Here is an 18,907-nt window from a genome sequence, read left to right as displayed (position 1 = left end):
ACGTGCTTTAAACGTTTCACTGTCACGCACGTCGATCTTGTACGACTCTGTCAATCGGCCGCCCACCCACGGAGGCGCTGATGAATACCCGCCCGCGCGCGCTCCTCGCGAGCGCCTGCACGATCGCCCTCATGACCCTCGGCGCCGCCCCCGCGTCCGCCGGTTCCCCGGCTGCCCACGGCCGTCCCGGCGGGGGAGCGGTCCAGCTCGAACGCCTCGACCGCGGCCTCGTCGCCGCCGCCACGCCGGACGGGGTCTTCCTCAGCTGGCGGCTGCTCGGCCACGAGGTCACCGGCCACTCCGCCACCGGCCTCACCGGCGCCGACTTCCGCGTTTACCGGGACGGCAGGCCGATCGCCACCGTCACCGGCAGCACCAACCACCTCGACGCGGGCGGGTCGGCCGCGTCCACGTACCGGATCGGCACGCTGGTCCGCGGCGTGGAGGTGGCCCTCAGCGCGGCGGCCCGGCCGTGGTCCGGCGCCTCCCACGACATCCCGCTGCGCAAGCCGGCCGACGGCGTGACCCCGGCCGGCGAGGCGTACACGTACTCGGCCAACGACCTCAGCGTCGGCGACGTGGACGGCGACGGGCAGTACGAGTACGTGGTCAAGTGGGACCCCTCCAACTCCAAGGACGTCTCCCAGGTCGGCTACACCGGGCCGGTCTACGTCGACACGTACGAGGCGGACGGCACGCTCCTGCACCGCATCGACCTCGGCGTCAACATCCGGGCCGGCGCGCACTACACGCAGTTCCTTGTGTACGACTTCGACGGCGACGGCCGGTCCGAGATGATGTTCAAGACCGCGCCCGGCACGAAGATCATCCGCTACCGCGCGGACGGGAGCGTCGCCTCCACGCGCTTCGTCACCATGCCCAAGCGGGATGTCCGGGCCGGCTACTCGCACGCCGACGACTACCGGCTCAGCGCGGCTGACTACCGGGAGCGGCTGGTCGGCGTCTTCCAGGGCTGGGACAGGCATCCCGAGGTGGTGGCGGGGCGGTGGCCGTCCACACTGGAGGCCGCGCTCGGCATTCCGCCGGCGTACGCGTACCCACTGTCCCGTGTGGACGCCGAGGCGCTGGTCGACCACTTCATCGACGTGTACGCCCCGGCCCGCAGCGCCCGCAACGTGCTCCGCTCGTTCGAGGGGTTCATCGTGGACGGTCCGGAGTACCTGACCGTCTTCGAGGGCGCCACCGGCCGCGAGCTCCAGACCATCGACTACAAGCCGGGCCGCCACGACGACGGTCTCATGTGGGGCGACTACGCGATGGCCCGCATCGAGCCGGGCAACCGGGTCGACCGCTTCCTCTCCGCGGTCGCGTACCTGGACGGCAAGCGCCCCTCCGCCGTCTTCGCCCGCGGCTACTACACGCGGTCCACATTGGTCGCGTACGACTGGGACGGTAGGCGCCTCTCCGAGCACTGGTACGTCGACAGCGGCTGGGTCCCGATGACCAACCCGTTCAACGACGGGCCGCACGGGCGGGACGGCACCGATCCGGAGTTCAAGACGCTGACCACGCAGGGATACCACTCGCTCAGCGCGGCCGATGTGGACGGTGACGGCAAGCAGGAGATCGTGTACGGCTCGGCCACCATCGACCACGACGGCGACCTGCTCTACAGCTCGTTCGACGTTGGCCCGCCGGAGAGCGCGGTCGCCGGCCAGAACGTGCGCCTCGGCCACGGCGACGCCATGCACGTGACCGACATCGACCCGGCCCGCCCCGGCCTGGAGATCTACACCTCGCACGAGGGCGGTACGTTCGCGCCGTACGGCCACGCGATGCGTGACGCGGCCACCGGCGAGGTGCTCTTCGGCGACTACACCGGCCGGGACACCGGTCGCGCCATGGTCGGTGACGTCGACCCGGCGGTGCCCGGCATGGAGGCGTGGCCGGCCATGCCGCCGAACGCGGCCGACCTCGGCATCGGCCTCTTCTCCGCGAGCGGCGACCTGATCGCGCCCACCACGCCCGGCACCAACATGAGCATCCGGTGGGCGGCCGACATGACCACGCAGATCGTCAACGGGCAGGCGCCCGCCGACACCACCATCGACGACTGGAAGCGGGGGCGGCTGCTCACCGCGACCGGCACCACCACCAACAACGGCACCAAGGGCAACCCCGGCCTGGTCGCGGACGTGCTCGGCGACTGGCGCGAGGAGCTGCTGGTGCGTACCGCCGACAGCACCGCCGTCCGGGTCCACCTGAGCACCGAGGTCACCGACCGCAAGCTCTACACGCTCATGCACGACCCGCAGTATCGGGCCGAGGTCGCGCGCCAGCAGACCACGTACAACCAGCCGTCGTACACGAGCTTCTACCTCGCCTCCGACCTAGACTGGTCGGCGGTGCCGGTGCCGCGCAACTGGGCGCCGGGCAGCCTGGACGCGCTGCGGGAGCGGCTCGACGCGTACACGGCCAGCCGGGACGTCACCGGCTCGGCGGCCCGCGACCTCCGCGGTGTGCTGGCCTCCGCGGGCCGGCACGCCGACGCCGGCCGCCTGACCGCGGCCGCCGCCGACCTGTCCCGCTTCACCGGGTACGTGGAACGCGCGCGCGGCGTCTCCCCGGCGGTCCGGGCCGGCCTGCTCTACGCGGCCCACGCCACGGGCCTGCTCTGACGGGCTGGCGGGTGGTGGGCCGGCGCGGGTCAACCGCCCGGCCCGCCACCGCCGGCGGGGTCAGCGCCGGCCGACCACGGCTGTGGCGCCGAGGTCGTCGTCAGTGACCAGGCGGGTCGTGAGGCCGGCGGCCCTGAACGCGGCCTCGGCCGCCGCGGCCTGGCGCTCGCTGGTCTCGATCAGCAGGTGGCCGCCGGGCGCGAGCCAGCCCGGCGCGGCGGCGGCCACGCGGCGGAGCACCTGGAGGCCGTCCGCGCCTCCGTCGAGCGCGACCCGCGGCTCGTGGACACGGGCCTCGGGCGGCATCAGCGCCACCTCGGCGGTCGGGACATAGGGGACGTTGGCCACCAGTACCTCGACCCGCCCGCGCAGGCCGGCGGGGAGGGGCGCGTCGAGGTCGCCCTGGTGCACCTGGCCGCCGGCGGCCGCGAGGTTGCGCCGCGCGCACCGTACCGCCGCGGGGTCGACGTCCGTGGCGTGCAGCTCGACCGGCCCGGTGGCCTCGGCCACGGCGGCGCCCACGGCCCCGGAGCCGCAGCAGAGGTCGACGACGACCGGCGCGGCGCCCCGGCCGGCGAGGAGCGCGGCCGCCTCGCGGACGAGCAGCGCGGTGCGGCGGCGCGGGACGAAGACGCCCGGGTCGACCGCGATCCGCAGCCCGCAGAACTCCGCCCACCCCAGCACGTGCTCCAGCGGCTCGCCGGCGACCCGCCGGTCGACCAGCGCGGTGAGCTGGGCGGGCGTGCCCGCGGCGGCGGTGAGCAGGCGCGCCTCGTCTTCGGCGAAGACGCATCCGGCGGCGCGCAGCCGGTTGACGACCGACACGCGACCCGATGCTACCCAGGCCCGCCGCGCCGACCGCCACCGCGGAGCGGCGCGGGTCACCGGTGGACGGGCGTGACCGCGTCGAGCAGTCGCTCCAGTGTCGACCGCGTCGCCAGGTGGGTCAGGACGTGGTGGACGACGCGGTCGGCGTACCGCCGCTGCTCGCCGGGAGGAGTGGCCAGCGCGGTGTCGACCTCGCCGGCGACGTAGTTGGCCAGGCTGGTCACCGCCCCGCGGAAGCTCGCCAGGCTGAGCGCGGGGACCTCGCCCGCCGTGGCCCGGTAGCCGTCGACGAGCGCGCGGGCGCCGGCCACGTTGACCCCGCCGCCGGGCTCCACCGCCCAGTCGAGGAGCGCGTTGGCCAGTTCCCAGTGCGGCGGCTGGCCGCCCGCGTGCTCCCAGCCCACGATCAGGAGGCGGCCGTCGCGGGTACGGCGGGCGTTCGCCGGGCCGAGCGTGTTGTGGCAGAGCACCGGCTCGCCGTCCGCCCCGGCGTGGCTGTCGCGCAGTGCCTCCAGGTCGGTGAGCACCGGCGCCGCGGCGGCCATCGCCGGTGCCCAGGCGGCGCCGCCGGCTTCGGCGCGGGCGGCCCACTGCGCCCAGGTCACGCCGGAGAGGCGGGTCGTGTGCCAGGGGCAGGTGCGCTCGACCGGGAGGGCGAGCCCGTGCACCGTGGCGAGCACCTCGCCGACCGCGCGGGTGACCCGGGCGCTGGCCGGCGCGGCGAGCGCGGGACCGGACGGCGGCCAGGTGTAGACCCGCCACCGGTGGCCGCCGACCGACTCGACCACCGCGCCGTCGCGGCTGCGTACCGGCGTGGGGAGCAGCACGCCGGCGGCCGCGGCGGCCTCCTGGAGGGCGGTGTCGGTCTCCGCGTCGACAATCGGCCACCAGGTGTCCAGCCCGCGCAGGTGCCACCGGCCGCGGTCGGTGTCGAGCGACCAGCGCCGCCCCATGTCGTCGGGGCGGGCGAGCGCGCGCATCGGGCCGGTGACCTCGCCCAGGTCGTACCGCTCGGCGACGGCCCGGGCCAGCTCCGGGTCGGCCACGTCGGCCCGCCCGCGCACGCGGTCGACCTCGGCCTTGAGGTCGGTCCAGCCGCGGAAGCCGTACTGCCCGGCGAGCGACGCCTGCGCGTCTGCGAGCGTGGCGGCGGGGTCGGTGTCCCGGAGCCCGGCCAGCAGGTCTTTGGCCTGCTGGCGCAGGTGGTCGAGATGGGGGTTGTCGGGGAGCGTCTTCACGCCAAACACCTCACTTGGCGCCCGGACTCGCACGGGCAGAGGTGAGAGCTTCGGCGGGCCTCACTGGGCAGGCAAGCGCGGGGGTGGCTTCTAGCCTTCCGGCGAGTCGCGGCGCGATCCCCAACGCGCTGCGCCGAGACTAGCTCGCCCCGACCGGCGAGTGTCAAGCGTCAGCGCTCCAGGATGCCCTCGGCCGCGAGGCGGTCGGCGATGCTGGCGAGGGCCAGGCGGAGTCGCGACTTGGCGGTGCCCTCCGGGATGTTGAGCGCCCGGGCCACCTGCCGGTAGGTGTGCCCCCGGTAGTACGCCAGGTGCACCGCCTGCCGCTGGAGATCGGGGAGTGCCCGCACCGCCTCGCGCACGACCTTGGTCTCGGTGTGCCAGATGACCAGGTCGTCGATGTCGGCGTAGGAGGAGGCCGCCGCCGCGCCGGCCGCCGCGTGGTAGCGGGCCCGCGTCTCCCGCCGCCGGGTCCAGTCGAGCGCGCGGCTCCGGGCGAGCATGCAGAGCCAGGTGCGCAGCGCGCCGCGCTCGGGGTCGTACGCCTCCGGGCGCTGCCACAGCCCCACGAACACGTCCTGCGTGATGTCCTCGGCCGCCGCCGCGTCGTCGGTGATCCGCAGCGCGAGCGTGTGGATCAGGCCGGACCACCGGTCGTACGCCTCGGCGAGCGCGTCACCGTCGCCGGCGACGAGCCGCTCCCGCAGCCGTACGTCGCTGTCGTCGGCGGGCACGCTCAGTCACATCCCAGCGTCGCGGCGACGCTCAGGACACGCGTCGACACGGCCGGGCTGCCGGTGGCGGAGTGCGGGAGCGTCTCGGCGCTGCGCCGGTTGGCGACCAGGCGGGTGAACTCCACCGCGTCGGCGAAGATCGTGGTCTCGCCGCCCGGTCCACAAGGGAGTGTCCACTCGCCACCGCCGGCCCCGTCGAGCACGAGCCGGACGGTGCCCGCCGGGCTCCCCTCCAGGGCCTCCGGCAGGAGCGCGGCGGCCAGGTCGACGATGCGGCGCACCTGCTCCGGCGGGGGCGTGGTGGTGCCACGGCCGACCGCGGCGCCGATGTCGTCGAGGTGGATCCAGGTCTCGAAGGCCCGCTGCACCAGCGCGTCGCGCAGCGGCCGCCGCGGCGGCGGCCCGGTGTGCGCGAGCCGCACCGGCTGGTCGAGCGCGCTCTCCTGGCCGGCGAGGCCGTCGACGATGACCCGGCTCTGCTCGCGCCACGCGGCGTGCACCTCGGCGACCGGCCCGTCGGGCACCGGCACCACCGCCAGGCCGAGGTCGGCGGCGAGCATCGCGTCGTTTCCGGCGAGGTGAGCCACCACGCCGCCGACCGTCTCGTGACGGGGGTCGGTGCGGGCCCAGTCGTCGTCGCGCACCGCGCCGAGGAGGCCGTCGAGGAGGGCGGCCTGCCCCGCGTACGCCCCGACGAGCGTGGGCATCAGCGTCGGCGGGCGGGCGGCACGGGCCGTGGCCAGCACACGGTGGCGCAGGGCGCGGGGCGGCGGTATCACGCGGTCGGCGGCGAGCCAGCCGGCGCCCGCCCGCAGGCGCCGCGCCTGCGCCGCGCAGGGTGGGCAGCCCGCCAGGTGGACGTCCACACGTGCCGCCTCGTCGGGGTCGCAGGCATCCAGGGCCCACGCACCGATCAGGTCGAGCACCTCGTCATGCGCATGCATCGCGGTCACCGCCCCCGACGGTACCGCCCGTCAACCGGACCGGTCGAGCAGCGGCCCGCCCGCCCGCAGCCGCGCCGGCCGGCCGATGATCGGCTCCGTGAAGCCGTACGGCGGCAGGGGACCGATCGCGCGTACCCGCCCCTCGCTGGCCAGGGCACGGTCGAGCGCGGCGACCGCGGCGCGGAAGGTGTCCACTGTGTCCTGTTCGACCAGGAACCGCGCTCCGGACCGGCGGACCGCGAGCGGTGCCAGTGTGTCGTGAACCCGACCGGCGAGCGCCGCCGGCCGCACGGTCACGTCGAGCTGCATCCGGCCGGCGACGCGGGCGAGCCCCTCCATGTGGCGTACGGTCCACCGCCGCAGCTCGGCGCGGAGCGTCTCCTCGTTCGGCGCGACGACGCCGTACCGCACCGGCAGCACCGGCCCGCCCTGCCACAGGCAGTCGAGCACGAGTTGGTGGGCGAGTAGGTCACGCGGGCGGGCGCGGAGCCAGCCCGGCGCGGCGGCGACCACCGCGGCGGTCGCGGAGGCGGGGACCCGCCACAGGGGCGTGTCGGGCCCGCCGAGGCCGACCAGGTCGGCCGGACTGGCGGGGTGGTCGGCCGCGACCACTCCGAAGACGTACACGGCTGCGCCGTTCACGCCCCTGGTACGCGCCCCGGACGAGGGCGGATCACTTGACATCGCGGCTGGCGGGCGGGTACAAAACCAGAAGGTTATGAAACCAAGAGGTTATAAATGACTGCCGATGTGCTGGACGCGACGTTCGCGGCCCTCGCCGACCCGACCCGGCGGGCGATCCTGGCCCGCCTGGCGGCCGGGGAGGCGACGGTCACCGAGCTGGCCGCGCCGTTCCGGATGAGCCAGCCGGCGATCTCCAAGCACCTCAAGGTGCTGGAGCGCGCCGGGCTCGTGACCCGTGGCCGCGACGCGCAGCGGCGACCCTGTCGGCTGGAGGCGCGCCCGCTCAAGGAGGCGGTCGAGTGGCTGGAGGGCTACCGCGACTACTGGGAGGAGAGCTACCAGCGGCTCGACGGGCTGCTGCGCGAGCTCCAGGGGGAGGCGGAGGCATGAGCCTCGTCGTCACCACGCCGTCCGACCGGGAGATCGTGCTGGCCCGTTCGTTCGACGCGCCCCGGCGGCTGGTCTTCGCCGCGTTCACCCGCCCAGAGTTGCTCACGAGGTGGTACGGCGCGCGGGGCTGGCACCTGGTCACCTGCGAGATCGACCTGCGGGTCGGCGGCGCGTACCGGTTCGTCTCGGAGCGGATGGCGCGGGCTGGCGGCGCCGGCTCGGAGGGGGCGGCGCTGGGCACGGTCCGCGTCTCGGAGAAGACTGCGCGGGGCGGCGCCTTCGACTCGCAGGCGACGGCGCTGGGCGGCGAGCGGATGGCGCGGGGCGGCGTCTTCGACTCGGTGGGGGCGGGCGGCGAGCGGATGGCGCAGAGCGGCGTCTACCGGGAGGTCGAGCCGGACGCCCGGCTGGTCCTCACCGAGGTCTTCGACGACCAGTCCTATCCCGGCGAGACGCTGATCACGCATGAGTTCGTCGAGCGTGCCGGCCGCACCGACCTGACCAGCACGGTGCGCTACGCGACTCCCGAGGGGCGCGACCGCGTGCTCCGCTACCCGATGGCCCGCGGCGTCGGAGAGGGCTTCGACCGCCTCGACCAGCTACTCATGGAAGGAATCCCCGATGAACTGGACTCTTGAGGTCGTCGTCGTACCGGTGTCCGATGTGGACCGGGCGAAGGCGTTCTACGCCGACCGGCTCGGCTTCAACGTCGACCACGACACGGTGATCAGCGAGGACGTGCGCGTGGTGCAGCTGACCCCGCCCGGCTCCGGCTGCTCGGTGGTGATCGGCAAGGGCGCGGTGCCGGAGATGCCGCCCGGCTCGCTCAAAGGGCTCCAGCTCGTGGTCGCCGACATCCACAAGGCGCGCGCGCAGCTCGTCGAGCGCGGGGTCGAGGTGAGCGAGGTGCGGGTGATGGGGGAGAACCCGCGTCCGGTCGACGACCCGCTGGACAACGTCGGCTTCGTCTTCTTCGCCGACCCCGACGGCAACGCCTGGGCCGTGCAGCAGATCTCGTCGCGTGTCTAGAGATCTGTCGCGGTCGAGGTTCGCGCTTTGCGTCGCGGTTCGATTCCGGTTTGACAGAGGGGAGCTGCCGCGATGCCCGTCGCGCTCCGGGCCGCTGCTCCCGCAGCCGCACCCTCCGCGTCCCCACGATCTCGACCCGACCCAACGCGGGCGGGTCTCGGTCCCGGGCACCATCCTGCGGATCTCGGGTCCTCACTCACGGCAAGAAGTTGTCCGCGACCAGCCCGGGGTTGCCGCGGGCGCGGCAGGTCGGGTCCGTGTTCAAGAGAACTGTCGAGCTGGGCGCACCAACGCGCCCAACTCGCGCCGAATCGCCGGCACGCTCCCTCAGCCCAGCGATAGGTCGGGATAGTTGTTGGACCAGCGGCGCCCGGTCCGGGCCCGGTCGCTTCGCAAGAGGCTATGTCAGGGACGTAGACCCTTGCGGCCGGTTTGAAAGGGCTATGTCCCCGACAACGCCCACATACACCCCCGCCGGGTCCGGCGCGGCTGGCCCGCCGGACCCGGTATCCACACCACGAGCCGCGCATCCGGCGCCCGTCCCGGGGTTGGACGCACCGGTGCGCCCAGCTCGACAGCTTCTCCCACAGACGACACCAGGTCCGAACGCGGCCCAGCCACGCGACCACCTCGGCCTCTTGGCGGCTGCGTCCGGCGAGGTGATCAGTGGCCGGTGGCCGCTGGTGCCGTGCTAGGAGGCGCTCTCGGGGCCGGCGCGGCGGATGGCGAGCAGGGCGATGTCGTCGCCCGGGCGTTCCTCGGCGAGTCGGGCCATCACGGTGTCGCAGACCCACTCCGCCGGGCCGGGCGAGACGGCGGCGCGCAGCCGCTCGATGCCCTCGTCGATCACCTCGTTGCGGCGCTCGATCAGCCCGTCGGTGTAGCAGACCAGCACCCCGCCGGGCGGGAACGGCAGCTCCGCCACGCGTCGCTCGGCCTGGTGGCCACCGAGGCCGAGCGGGAGGTCGACCGGCGCCTCCGCGACGACCGCCGGCTGGCCCGGCGCCGCCAGCACGGGACGCAGGTGACCGGCGAGGGACATCCGGATGGTCGAGCGGTCCGGCGAGATTGTCGCGTACAGCACGGTGGCGAGGTTGCCCGCCTCGAAGTGGTGCACCTTCCGGTCGAGCCGCGTGAGCGCCTCGGCCGGGTCGTCGCCGATCAGGCTGTACGCCCGCAGCGCGCTGCGCAGCCGCCCCATCACCACCGCCGACGCCAGGCCGTGCCCGGAGACGTCGCCGATCACCACGCCGAGCCAGCCGGTGGGGAGCGGGAAGACGTCGTACCAGTCGCCGCCGACGCCCGCGTCGTGGCCGGGTACGTACCGGGCGGCGCTGTCGAGGCCCGGCTCCTCCGGCAGGCGCGTGGGGAGCAGGCTGCGCTGGAGCGCCAGCGCGGCGGTGCGGTCGATGCCGCTGGCCCGTACCCGGGTCGCCGCGCTGGCCCGGTCGGCGGCGATCCGCAGCAGCCGGATGTCGTCCGGCGTGAACTGGCGCGGGCTGCGGCAGCCGACGTGCAGCACGCCGATCACCTCGCCGGCGGCGAACATCGGCACGCCCAGCAGCGAGCGGATCCCCGCCTCCAGCAGCAGGGGGTTGGCCACGTCGCCGGGGCGGACGTCGGGGATGACGACCGGGCGCTTCTCGGCGGCGACCCGGCCGGCGAAGCCCCGCCCGACCGAGATCCGGAAGCCCTCCCGCACCTCCCGCTCCAGCCCTTTGGCGGCGGTCGCGACGAGTTGCTGCGCGTGTGCGTCGAGTAGCAGGATCGCCGCGGTGTCGGTGCGCAGCACGTCGCGGACCCGGTCGAGCAGCTCGTCGAGCAGGTCGTGCGGGTCGAGCTGGGACAGCGAGGTGTCGGTGAGCGCTTCGAGGCGGCGCAGCCGCTCGTCGCTCTCTTCTCGCTGCTCGTGGATCACGGCAGAAGCGTAGTACGCCTGACCGGCGGGACTGTGGGCCACCACACCACTGGCGGAAAGGACGGGTTTGGTTCCGCGTAGGTGGGTACATTCCTCCGTGCGTGTGATCCAGCCGTAGGAAGGACCGCGAGGAGGGAGTGGTCGTGCTCGGGCGTTCGCCGGATCGCCATCTGGTCCCCGACGTGCGTCCGCTGCTCCATGTCCCGATCGGGCCGGGGCGCCTGCCCGCGATCCGTGTGCAGGTGGAGACCATCGCGCTCGACTGCGGGATGCCCGGGGACGAGGCGAGCGACTGGGTCACGGCGGTCAACGAGCTGATGGCGAACGCCGTACGCCACGGCGGCGGCACCGGCGAGCTGCGGATCTGGGCCGACCAGCGGCTCCACTGCGAGGTTCGGGACGGCGGTCCCGGTTTCATCTCCGCGCCGTACGTCGAGCGCCGAGAGCGTCCGCTGCCCTCCAGCGAAGGCGGGATGGGGCTGTGGATCGCCAGCCAGATGAGCGACAGCATGGAGATCGAGAGCGGTCCCGCCGGCACGATCGTGCGGATCAGCACCCGCCTGCCCGGGAGCGCATGAGGCACCGCACCAGGGGAATCCCTCCGCCATGGCGGAGGTGGAACGGACCGTGGCGGCGACTCCCGACCGGGTCTGGACGATTCTGGCCGACGGCTGGACGTACAGCGACTGGGTAGTGGGGACCGCCCACATCCGGGACGTCGACCCCGACTGGCCGGCGCCCGGCACGCAGATCCACCACAAGGCCGGGCCGTGGCCGGTCTCGATCCACGACAGCACGATGGTGATCGCCAGCGACACGTTCCGGGAGTTGCACCTGCGTCCCCGGCTGTGGCCGCTGGGCGAGGCCGACGTGCTGATCACCCTGGTCGAGCTCGATCCGGGACACACGACCGTGCGGATGGCCGAGGACTTTCACGCCGGACCGCTGCGCGGGCTCCGCACCGCTGTGAACGACCTCGTCATACACCGGCGCAACCGGGAGTCGCTGCGGCGCCTGGCCGACCTGGCCGAGCGCCGCGCCACCGACCGGTCCGTCGTACCCGATTTCTAGCGAGCTGGACCCGACTTCTAGGGGGAGAACCAGTGAAGACACGTGTGCGAGTCCTGGGACACCCGGTGCACCCGATGCTGGTGGTGTTCCCGCTCGGGCTCTTCGTCACCGGTACCATCTTCGACCTGATCCACCTGTTCAGCGACAACGGCGTGTTCGCCGAGGTGGGCTTCTGGATGATCTCGGCCGGGATCATCGGCGCGGTGCTCGCCGCGCTCACCGGCTTCGCCGACTTCACCTCGATCCCGTCCGGCACGCGGGCCAAGCGGGTCGGACGCGTGCACGGGCTGCTCAACGCGGCCGTACTCGTGCTCTTCGTCATCGCCTGGCTGATCCGGGTCGGCAACACCAACCACGCGGCCGGCGGGGGCGCCTTCGCGCTGGAGGTGATCGCGGTCGCGCTCGGCGGCACCGCGGCGTGGTTCGGCGGCGAACTGGTCGACCGGCTCGGCATCGGCGTGCACGAGAGGGCTCACCCGGACGCGCCCAGCTCGCTGGGCGGCCCGGGTACCGGCACCGGCGCGGCACGCCCCGCGACCGGGCGGCCGCGTACCTCCCAGATGTGACCTGGTCGGCCCGCGCGGTGGAACGCCGGCTAGGCGGGTCATGATGGGGGCATGACGATCTACGACGTCCCGGTCCGGACACTGGCCGGCGAGCCGGCCTCCCTGGCGGACTACCGGGGCCAGGCCCTGCTCATCGTGAACGTCGCCTCGAAGTGCGGTCTCACGCCCCAGTACGCCGCACTCGAGCGGCTGCACGAGGCCTACGCCGGCCGAGGCTTCAGCGTGCTGGGCGTCCCCTGCGACCAGTTCGGCGGGCAGGAGCCGGGCACGGCCGAGGAGATCGCGGAGTTCTGCTCCACCACGTACGGCGTGACGTTTCCGCTGCTGGAGAAGACCGAGGTGAACGGGCCGGGCCAGCACCAGCTCTACAGCCTGCTGACCCGCGCGTACGACGCCGACGGCGAGGCCGGCGACGTCAAGTGGAACTTCGAGAAGTTCCTCGTCTCGCCCGAGGGCGAGGTCGTGCGGCGCTTCCGGCCCGGCGTCACGCCCGACGACCCCGACCTGGTCCAGGCCGTCGAGGGCACGCTCCCGTAGGGCCTGTTTCCAGGGGCCGCCCCCGGGCCCGCCACAGGGGCGAGCACGGCGAACCGGCCGGCGGGGTGCAGCCGCCGGCCGGCACGTCCCCCCTTCTAGTACGAGTCCCCCTTCTAGTACGAGTCGCCGCCGGATCCGGAGTTGGAGCCGCCGGAGGAGGCAGACCTCTTCTTCGCCTTGCCGCCCCCGGCGGTGATCGCGAACCACTGGTCCTTCGTCCCATGGCCGGCGATCTGGCCGAGCTTCAGGTCCTTGTGGAAGTAGTACAGCGGCCACCCCTTGAGCGTGAGCTGCCGGCCACCGTCCGGCCGCTTGACGATGCCGACCAGGCCGCCGTCGATGCCCTCGCCGACCTGCACGCCGTTCGGCGCGAGCACCGGCTCCCAGGTCTGCGCGCAAGTCTCGACGCAGGTCGTACGGGACGGGCTGTTGTCGTCCTTCTCGAAGCGGTAGATCGTGCGGCCCTTGGCGTTGACGACCACCGCGGGGGAGAGGCCGTCGACCTCGGCGAGCCGTAGCACCTGCGGCTTCGTGGCCGGCGCGGGGTCGGCCGACTTCTCCGCCCGGCCGCCGATCGGCGAGATCGCCCACCACACGTCGCCGGTGCCGTGCCCGGCGGTCTGGCCGAGCTTCAGGTCCTCGTGGAAGTAGTACAGCGGCCAGCCGTTGAGCGTGAGCTGGTCGTTGCCGTCCGGCCGGGCGACGGTGCCGACCAGGTCGTCCTCGATGCCGGCGTCCACCTCGACGCCGTTCGGGGCGAGCACCGGCTGCCAGGTCTGGCCGCAGCCGTCGACGCAGGTGGTGGCGGGCGGGTCGTTCCGGTCCCGGTCGAAGCGGTAGATCGTGCGCCCCTTGCCGTTGACGACCACCGGCGAGAAGCCGTCGAGCTTGGCGATCCGCAGCACCTGCGGGGTACCGGTGGCCGGCGGCGCCTCGGCGCCCGCGGCGGCACCGGAATCCGGCGCGGGCGTGGCTGTCGCGGCGGGCTCGGCGGGCGGGGTCCGAAAGACCGGCTCGGCCTTGGGCGCGGTCAGCGAACAGGCGGAGAGGCCGGCGACGGCGATCACGCCGCCGAGCGTGGCGAGGAAGCGGCGGTTTCTCATGTGGACTGACTCCTCAGCGAGGTACGACGGCATTGCGGTCGCCGGTCGCGCCTGGCATAGTCAGCAGGAGCGACGCGGGATGTGTTGTGCCGCAGGGCTTGGCAGGGCGCGGCGGCGTTTCCCGAGCGCAGCTCATTCGGTGGAGCTGTCGCCGGGGCAGGTGATTCAGTTGGTTGGCTCCAATACGACTGGTGGAGCCGGCCGGTTCACAGGCTTTTCCCCCGCGCGCTTCTACCTCCTGATCGCCGGCGTCGAGCTGACCCTCCTCGCGGCGACGATCGTCATTCCACAGTGGACGACCCCGGCGCCGCGCGGCGGGGAGTACGTCGAGATCGCCGCCGCGCCCTTCGCACCGCCCGAGCCGGCCACACGGGCGTACACGTGGTCGTGCGGGCGCAACGAGGAGGGGCACCGCAACACCGCCAACGTCGTCGTGGTGCCTGGTGTGGCCGGCCCGCCGCACCACGTCCACGAGTACGTCGGCAACCTCTCGACCGATGTGGACAGCACCGACGCGAGCCTCGCCGCCGCCACCACGAGCTGCGGCAACGGCGATCTGTCCACGTACTACTGGCCGGTGCTGCGGACCGGCGAGCGGGCCGGCGGGCCGGCGCACGGCACGATCGCGGCGCCGGCGGCGGTGACGCTCACCGCGTACGGCAACCCGGCCGGGCCGGTCGTCGCGATGCCCCCGCTGCTGCGCGGCACGGTCGGCGACGCCAACACCGCCACCACGCCCGCCGGCCAGGCGACCCGCGCGTGGACCTGTTCGGGCACACCGCAGCGGCGCACCGACCGCTACCCGCTCTGCCCCCGCGGCGACCGGGTCGTGCGGGTCTTCGACTTCCCGAGTTGCTGGGACGGGCGCCGCGTGGACAGCCCCAACCACCGCGCCCACCTGGTCTTCCCGGCGGCCAGCGGGGCCTGCCCGGCCGGCACGTTCCCGGTGCCCCGGATGCGGGTCACGGTGGAGTACCCGCGGCCCGACGGCGACCGGTTCGCGATCGACTCGTTCCCGCCGCAGCGCAACGCCCCGCAGACCGATCACGCGTTCTTCGTCAACCTCATGCCGGAGCCGCTGATGACTCGCGTGGTGCGCTGCCTCAACACCGGTGCGGAGTGCGCGTGAACCCGCCCGGTCCCGTGGCCGTAGTGGTGGTGACTCTCTGACGAAGGGCGGGACGGCGGATGGCGAGGGGACGGCCACCGACTTCCAGCGACGAGGCGTTGGTCCGGTCGCTCTACGAGCAGCACGGCGCGGCGATCCTGGCGTACGTCACCAGGATCGCGGGGGACCGCGCCCTGGCGGAGGACGTGCTCCAGGAGACCCTGATCCGGGCCTGGCGGCATGCGGAGACGCTGTCCGAGCAGACCGGCTCGATCCGGGGTTGGATGTTCACCGTCGCTCGCAACGTCATGACCGACCGGGCCCGCGCCCGGGCGATCCGTCCGGTGGAGGTGGCCGAGACCGCCTCGGTCGGGCCGGTGGAGCGCGACCACGCCGACCGCGTGGTGGACTCCATGGTGGCCTTGCAGGCGCTGGAGCACCTCTCCGAGGAGCACCGCCGCGTACTGGTGGAGATCTACTTCCAGGGGCGCAGCGTCGCCGAGACGGCCGAACACCTCGGCATCCCGGCCGGTACGGTCAAGTCCCGTTCGCACAACGCGTTGAAGAACCTGCGAGAGCTGCTGGTAGGGCGGTCGGCCGCCCTGAAAGGGGCGGCATGATGAGTGCCGAGGCGCATGACGCGCAGTTGCTCGGCGCGTACGTGCTGGACACGCTCGACCCCGACGAGCGGCGCGATGTCGACGCCCACCTGGCCGAGTGCGGGATCTGCCGGGCCGACGTCGTGGAGCTTGAGGCGGTGAAGGACGTGCTCGAGGACATCCCGCCGGAGGCGTTGACGCACGGGCCGCCCGACGCCGACCTGGTCCTCCAGCGCACCCTCCGGCAGGTGCGCACGGAGGTGACCGCCGCGAGCCGCCGCCGCTGGCTGCCGGCCGTGGCCGCCGCCGCGGTGCTGCTGGCCGGCGCGCTCGGTGCCGGCGTCGCGCTCGGCCGGGGCACCGCGCCGGAGCAGGCGGCCCAGGTGCCGCCGTCGGCGGCGCCGACCGTCTCGCCGCTGCCGCCCGGCACGCGGGTCAACACCACCGCCGACGCGTCGAGCGGCGTGCGGATGACCGCCCGGGTCGTGCCGGCGGCCGGCTGGGTCCGGGTCAACGCCTCCGTAATCGGCATCCCGGCCGGGGAGGACTGCCAGTTGATCGTGGTCAGCAGCACCGGCGAGCGGGAGATCGCGGCCGGCTGGCTCGTCTCCGAGCAGGGCGAGCACGACGGCACCAACCTCGACGGCAGCGCCTCGGTGCCGCCCGACGACGTGGTCGCCATCGAGGTGCGAAACACCGCGGGGGAGACCTTCGTGTCGGTCCCCGTGTGAGCACGAGGCGGCGGCGCACCCGGTCGGGCGCGCCGCCGCGGCGCGTCTCAGGCGGACGCCCCGGCGCGGATGGGCGACGTCACGTCCGGGGCGTCGACCTCGCGGTACTTCGCCTGCACCAGGCAGAACCCGGCGTACGCGGCGATGCCGACCGCCATGGCCACCAGCAGCACCGTTCCGTACGTCTGCTCGCGCAGCGTGTGCAGGGTGGCGTCGAGGCCGCGCGCTTTCTCCGGGTCGTACGTGAACGCGGCGACCGCGAAGAGGATGCCGGCGATGCCGTACGCGCAGCCCTTGGCGACGTAGCCGACCACGCCCAGCCGGCGGCTGACCTTGCGGGCGGTCGGCCCCATCTGGTGGATGAGCAGGTGCTTCTCGAAGCGCTTGACCATGCCGTACCAGACCAGCCCGGCACCGAGCGCGGCGAGCCCGAGGCCGGCGAGCGCGACGACCCAGCGGCCGCCCGCCGAGCTCATGAGCTCGGTGGTCAGCTCCTGCTGCTTGTCCGCGCTGGACGAGTCGGCCTCCTGGTAGACCTTCAGCCCGGTCCAGGCGAAGTAGAGGTACACGGCCGCGCGGCAGGCGGAGCCGACCCGCTCCAGCGTGCGCTCGGTGCCCCGGTCGGCGCGGTGACCGCCGGCCGCCTCGAGGATCTGCCACACCGCCATCGCGAGCAGCCCGACCGCGACCGCGACGACGAGGAACCCGCCAAGCGGCTGCTCGGCGAGAGTACGGAGTGCGCCGGACTGGTCGCCCTCGTCGGCTGGCTGGCCGAAGGCGACCTGGAGGATCAGCCAGGCGAAGAGGAGATGGACCAGGCCATACCCGATGAAGCCGGCTCGGGTGAGGACCGCGAGGGGGGTTCGCGCCATGGAGCACTGAATGACCTCGGGGTCCGTTTCCCAAACCTTCACACACGGCCTGGAGTGCGCCGACTACCCGATGTCACAGAAGTTTAGTGAAAACTTTCCACTCGGTAACGTTCCGCCGAACAGCCGTGGCAACCAGCCGTTCGGCTCAGCAGGATGGATCCCGTGCCTGGCCGTCATCGCATGCGAGAACGATTTCCCGCGTTTGGCGCCATCGCGGCGGCGGTGGCGCTCATTGTAGTCGTCGGTGGATCATACTTCGGATACCGGGAGCTTTCCGGCGACGATTGCAGCGGGCAGGTCAAGCTGACCGTGGCCGCCCCGCAGGAGCTGGTGGGCGACGTGCGCGCCACCGCGGAGGAGTGGGTCGCCGAAGGTGCCTCCACCGGCGGAGTCTGCGTCGGTGTCGAGGTCGGCGAGGCCAGCCCGGTCGACCTGGCCGCCGCCCTCGCCGCCAAGCACGGCGTGGCGCTGACCGGCGTCGGCGGGGCGAGCGGGAGCGTCACCATCCCCGACGTGTGGATCTCCGACTCCTCGATCTGGCTGCACCGGCTCAAGGCGGCGGCGCCCGGGTTCACGCCGACCAACGGCGCGTCGGTCGCGCACAGCCCGGTCGTCCTGGCGATCCCCGAGCCGATCGCGAAGACCTTCGGCTGGCCGGAGAAGAAGCCCGATCTGCCCGCCCTCCTCCAGCAGATGCTCACCGGCAGCGGCCTGCGCGCCGGCATCGTCGAGCCGACCCGCGACGCGGCCGGCCTGGCCGGGCTCCTCGCGCTCGCCGCCGCGGCCCAGTCCGGGGCGAACGCGCAGTCGGTACAGACCGCCGCGCTCCGCGCGCTGGCGGCCGGCCGGTCGACGGTCCGCGACGACCTCACGGCGAAGTTTCCGCAGGCGGCCGACTCGGCGTCGCTCGCCTCCGGGCTGGGCGTCGCGACGCTCTCCGAAGAGGACGTGATCCGGTACAACGCGAAGAAGCCGCCGGTGCCGCTGGCCGCGATCTACCTCGACCCGGCCCCCACGCCGCTCGACTACCCGTACGCGGTGATGCCCGGCACCGACCCGGACAAGACCGCCGCGGCCGAGTCGCTGCACAGGGCGCTCAACGAGTCCGCGTTCCGGGACCGGCTCGGCGCGCTCGGGCTGCGCGCGCCGGACGGCTCGACCGGCAGCGGCTTCGCGGTGCCGGCCGGCGGCCCGGAGAAGACCGCCCCGCCGGCCGCGGGGGGCAAGGGCGGCGCGCCCGATCCCGAGGCCGTCGACCGTACGCTCTCCAACTGGACGGCGGTCACCGCGCCGGCCCGGATGCTCGCCGTCTTCGACATCTCCGGCACGATGCGCGGTGCGGTGCCGAGCGCCGGCGGCGCGACCCGGATGGAGGTCACCAAGGAGGCGGCCCGCCGCGGTCTCGCGCTCTTCGGCGACGACTGGGCGGTCGGCGTGTGGGTCTTCTCCACCAACCTCGGCGACGGCAAAGACTGGCGGGAGATCGCGCCGATCGGCCCGCTCGCCAGCACGCGCGCCACGCTGCTGGAGGAGATCGGCAAGATCCAGCCGAAGCAAAACGGCGACACCGGCCTCTACGACACGCTCGCCGCCGCGTACGAGACGGTGCAGGACGGCTGGCAGGCGGGCCGGGTCAACTCGGTGCTGATCCTCACCGACGGCATCGGCAACGACGACCCGGACGGCGGCCTCTCGCTCCCCGCGCTGCTCAACCGCCTGGAGGAGCTCAAAGACCCGAAGCGGCCGATCCAAGTGATCATCCTGGGCCTGGGCGACGCGGTGAACCGCACCGAGCTCGACCAGATCACCCGCACCACCGGCGGCGGCGTGCTGATCGCCAAGGACCCGGCCCAGATCGGCGAGGCGTTCCTCAAGGGCATCTCGCTCCGCCCGAGCGGAGGGTGAGGCTGCGGGAG

General features: G+C 73.6%; 20 protein-coding genes. 12 read left to right on the top strand and 8 right to left on the bottom strand.

The window, feature by feature from the left end:
• Positions 1-80 precede the first annotated feature (80 nt).
• Positions 81-2,639, top strand: coding sequence for a rhamnogalacturonan lyase (locus ACFFIA_RS07085; RefSeq protein WP_377247292.1), 2,559 nt, complete (start codon positions 81-83; stop codon positions 2,637-2,639).
• A gap of 60 nt (positions 2,640-2,699) precedes the next feature.
• Here ACFFIA_RS07085 and ACFFIA_RS07080 read toward each other — a convergent pair whose 3' ends face one another.
• From ACFFIA_RS07080 to ACFFIA_RS07060, 5 genes are all read right to left on the bottom strand, one after another.
• Complete coding sequence (locus ACFFIA_RS07080; RefSeq protein WP_377247289.1) at positions 2,700-3,464, bottom strand: putative protein N(5)-glutamine methyltransferase; 765 nt, start codon at positions 3,462-3,464, stop codon at positions 2,700-2,702.
• Positions 3,465-3,520: 56 nt separating this feature from the next.
• Positions 3,521-4,705, bottom strand: coding sequence for a phosphotransferase (locus ACFFIA_RS07075; protein ID WP_377247286.1), 1,185 nt, complete (start codon positions 4,703-4,705; stop codon positions 3,521-3,523).
• Positions 4,706-4,875: 170 nt separating this feature from the next.
• Positions 4,876-5,439, bottom strand: coding sequence for an RNA polymerase sigma factor (locus ACFFIA_RS07070; protein ID WP_377247283.1), 564 nt, complete (start codon positions 5,437-5,439; stop codon positions 4,876-4,878).
• Positions 5,440-5,441: 2 nt separating this feature from the next.
• Positions 5,442-6,383 carry an anti-sigma factor family protein gene (locus ACFFIA_RS07065; RefSeq protein WP_377248280.1) on the bottom strand — a complete coding sequence of 314 codons (942 nt, stop codon included), beginning with the start codon at positions 6,381-6,383 and terminating at the stop codon, positions 5,442-5,444.
• Positions 6,384-6,413: 30 nt separating this feature from the next.
• Positions 6,414-7,025: a GvpL/GvpF family gas vesicle protein gene (locus ACFFIA_RS07060; protein ID WP_377247280.1), complete on the bottom strand. Its 612-nt coding sequence runs from the start codon at positions 7,023-7,025 to the stop codon at positions 6,414-6,416.
• 96 nt (positions 7,026-7,121) lie between these two features.
• Here ACFFIA_RS07060 and ACFFIA_RS07055 point away from each other — a divergent pair, with 96 nt between their 5' ends.
• Genes ACFFIA_RS07055 through ACFFIA_RS07040 form a run of 3 tightly spaced genes read left to right on the top strand, consistent with a single transcriptional unit; the run spans position 7,122 to position 8,486 of the window.
• Entirely contained in the window at positions 7,122-7,457 is a 336-nt protein-coding gene (locus ACFFIA_RS07055) for an ArsR/SmtB family transcription factor (RefSeq protein WP_377247277.1), read from the top strand.
• The gene (locus tag ACFFIA_RS07045) at positions 7,454-8,095 is read left to right on the top strand and encodes an SRPBCC domain-containing protein (protein ID WP_446686959.1); all 642 of its coding nucleotides are present in this window, start codon (positions 7,454-7,456) and stop codon (positions 8,093-8,095) included. The genes ACFFIA_RS07055 and ACFFIA_RS07045 overlap by 4 nt, the downstream gene beginning before the upstream one ends.
• A complete protein-coding gene (locus ACFFIA_RS07040) occupies positions 8,079-8,486 on the top strand; it encodes a VOC family protein (RefSeq protein WP_377247274.1) in 408 nt (135 codons plus the stop codon). The genes ACFFIA_RS07045 and ACFFIA_RS07040 overlap by 17 nt, the downstream gene beginning before the upstream one ends.
• A 691-nt stretch (positions 8,487-9,177) precedes the next feature.
• Here ACFFIA_RS07040 and ACFFIA_RS07035 read toward each other — a convergent pair.
• Entirely contained in the window at positions 9,178-10,404 is a 1,227-nt protein-coding gene (locus ACFFIA_RS07035) for a PP2C family protein-serine/threonine phosphatase (RefSeq protein WP_377247271.1), read from the bottom strand.
• Between the two features lie 143 nt (positions 10,405-10,547).
• Here ACFFIA_RS07035 and ACFFIA_RS07030 point away from each other — a divergent pair, with 143 nt between their 5' ends.
• Genes ACFFIA_RS07030 through ACFFIA_RS07015 form a run of 4 tightly spaced genes read left to right on the top strand, consistent with a single transcriptional unit; the run spans position 10,548 to position 12,578 of the window.
• Positions 10,548-10,982: an ATP-binding protein gene (locus ACFFIA_RS07030; protein WP_377247268.1), complete on the top strand. Its 435-nt coding sequence runs from the start codon at positions 10,548-10,550 to the stop codon at positions 10,980-10,982.
• Positions 10,983-11,010: 28 nt separating this feature from the next.
• Positions 11,011-11,475 carry an SRPBCC family protein gene (locus ACFFIA_RS07025; RefSeq protein ID WP_377247265.1) on the top strand — a complete coding sequence of 155 codons (465 nt, stop codon included), beginning with the start codon at positions 11,011-11,013 and terminating at the stop codon, positions 11,473-11,475.
• Between the two features lie 32 nt (positions 11,476-11,507).
• Positions 11,508-12,041, top strand: a complete 534-nt coding sequence (locus tag ACFFIA_RS07020; protein ID WP_377247262.1) for a DUF2231 domain-containing protein — start codon at positions 11,508-11,510, stop codon at positions 12,039-12,041.
• 51 nt (positions 12,042-12,092) lie between these two features.
• Positions 12,093-12,578, top strand: a complete 486-nt coding sequence (locus ACFFIA_RS07015; protein ID WP_377247259.1) for a glutathione peroxidase — start codon at positions 12,093-12,095, stop codon at positions 12,576-12,578.
• A gap of 113 nt (positions 12,579-12,691) precedes the next feature.
• Here the strand turns inward: ACFFIA_RS07015 and ACFFIA_RS07010 are convergent, their stop codons facing one another.
• Entirely contained in the window at positions 12,692-13,681 is a 990-nt protein-coding gene (locus ACFFIA_RS07010; RefSeq protein WP_377247256.1) for a hypothetical protein, read from the bottom strand.
• A gap of 169 nt (positions 13,682-13,850) precedes the next feature.
• Here ACFFIA_RS07010 and ACFFIA_RS07005 point away from each other — a divergent pair, with 169 nt between their 5' ends.
• Genes ACFFIA_RS07005 through ACFFIA_RS06995 form a run of 3 tightly spaced genes read left to right on the top strand, consistent with a single transcriptional unit; the run spans position 13,851 to position 16,119 of the window.
• Positions 13,851-14,810 carry a DUF1996 domain-containing protein gene (locus ACFFIA_RS07005; RefSeq protein WP_377247253.1) on the top strand — a complete coding sequence of 320 codons (960 nt, stop codon included), beginning with the start codon at positions 13,851-13,853 and terminating at the stop codon, positions 14,808-14,810.
• Positions 14,811-14,869: 59 nt separating this feature from the next.
• Positions 14,870-15,409 carry a sigma-70 family RNA polymerase sigma factor gene (locus tag ACFFIA_RS07000; RefSeq protein WP_377247250.1) on the top strand — a complete coding sequence of 180 codons (540 nt, stop codon included), beginning with the start codon at positions 14,870-14,872 and terminating at the stop codon, positions 15,407-15,409.
• Complete coding sequence (locus tag ACFFIA_RS06995; protein ID WP_377247247.1) at positions 15,409-16,119, top strand: anti-sigma factor family protein; 711 nt, start codon at positions 15,409-15,411, stop codon at positions 16,117-16,119. Before ACFFIA_RS07000 ends, ACFFIA_RS06995 begins: the two co-directional genes overlap by 1 nt.
• A 47-nt stretch (positions 16,120-16,166) precedes the next feature.
• Here the strand turns inward: ACFFIA_RS06995 and ACFFIA_RS06990 are convergent, their stop codons facing one another.
• Positions 16,167-16,991 carry a DUF1206 domain-containing protein gene (locus ACFFIA_RS06990; protein WP_377247244.1) on the bottom strand — a complete coding sequence of 275 codons (825 nt, stop codon included), beginning with the start codon at positions 16,989-16,991 and terminating at the stop codon, positions 16,167-16,169.
• 180 nt (positions 16,992-17,171) lie between these two features.
• Here ACFFIA_RS06990 and ACFFIA_RS06985 point away from each other — a divergent pair, with 180 nt between their 5' ends.
• Positions 17,172-18,896: a substrate-binding domain-containing protein gene (locus ACFFIA_RS06985; RefSeq protein ID WP_377247241.1), complete on the top strand. Its 1,725-nt coding sequence runs from the start codon at positions 17,172-17,174 to the stop codon at positions 18,894-18,896.
• Positions 18,897-18,907: the final 11 nt, after the last annotated feature.

The organism is Phytohabitans kaempferiae, from assembly GCF_042433955.1.
In the GTDB taxonomy this organism is placed as follows: domain Bacteria; phylum Actinomycetota; class Actinomycetes; order Mycobacteriales; family Micromonosporaceae; genus Phytohabitans; species Phytohabitans kaempferiae.
This window is presented reverse-complemented; position numbering and strand designations above follow the sequence as displayed.

What these genes read in the sequence shown, in the direction of transcription:
- ACFFIA_RS07085 (WP_377247292.1), top strand. Translation starts at nt 81, where the DNA reads ATGAATACCCGCCCGCGCGCGCTCCTCGCGAGCGCCTGCACGATCGCC.
- ACFFIA_RS07065 (WP_377248280.1), bottom strand. Translation starts at nt 6,383, where the DNA reads ATGCATGCGCATGACGAGGTGCTCGACCTGATCGGTGCGTGGGCCCTG.
- ACFFIA_RS07055 (WP_377247277.1), top strand. Translation starts at nt 7,122, where the DNA reads ATGACTGCCGATGTGCTGGACGCGACGTTCGCGGCCCTCGCCGACCCG.
- ACFFIA_RS07045 (WP_446686959.1), top strand. Translation starts at nt 7,454, where the DNA reads ATGAGCCTCGTCGTCACCACGCCGTCCGACCGGGAGATCGTGCTGGCC.
- ACFFIA_RS07040 (WP_377247274.1), top strand. Translation starts at nt 8,079, where the DNA reads ATGAACTGGACTCTTGAGGTCGTCGTCGTACCGGTGTCCGATGTGGAC.
- ACFFIA_RS07025 (WP_377247265.1), top strand. Translation starts at nt 11,011, where the DNA reads ATGGCGGAGGTGGAACGGACCGTGGCGGCGACTCCCGACCGGGTCTGG.
- ACFFIA_RS07015 (WP_377247259.1), top strand. Translation starts at nt 12,093, where the DNA reads ATGACGATCTACGACGTCCCGGTCCGGACACTGGCCGGCGAGCCGGCC.
- ACFFIA_RS07010 (WP_377247256.1), bottom strand. Translation starts at nt 13,681, where the DNA reads ATGAGAAACCGCCGCTTCCTCGCCACGCTCGGCGGCGTGATCGCCGTC.
- ACFFIA_RS07000 (WP_377247250.1), top strand. Translation starts at nt 14,870, where the DNA reads ATGGCGAGGGGACGGCCACCGACTTCCAGCGACGAGGCGTTGGTCCGG.
- ACFFIA_RS06995 (WP_377247247.1), top strand. Translation starts at nt 15,409, where the DNA reads ATGAGTGCCGAGGCGCATGACGCGCAGTTGCTCGGCGCGTACGTGCTG.
- ACFFIA_RS06990 (WP_377247244.1), bottom strand. Translation starts at nt 16,991, where the DNA reads ATGGCGCGAACCCCCCTCGCGGTCCTCACCCGAGCCGGCTTCATCGGG.
- ACFFIA_RS06985 (WP_377247241.1), top strand. Translation starts at nt 17,172, where the DNA reads ATGCGAGAACGATTTCCCGCGTTTGGCGCCATCGCGGCGGCGGTGGCG.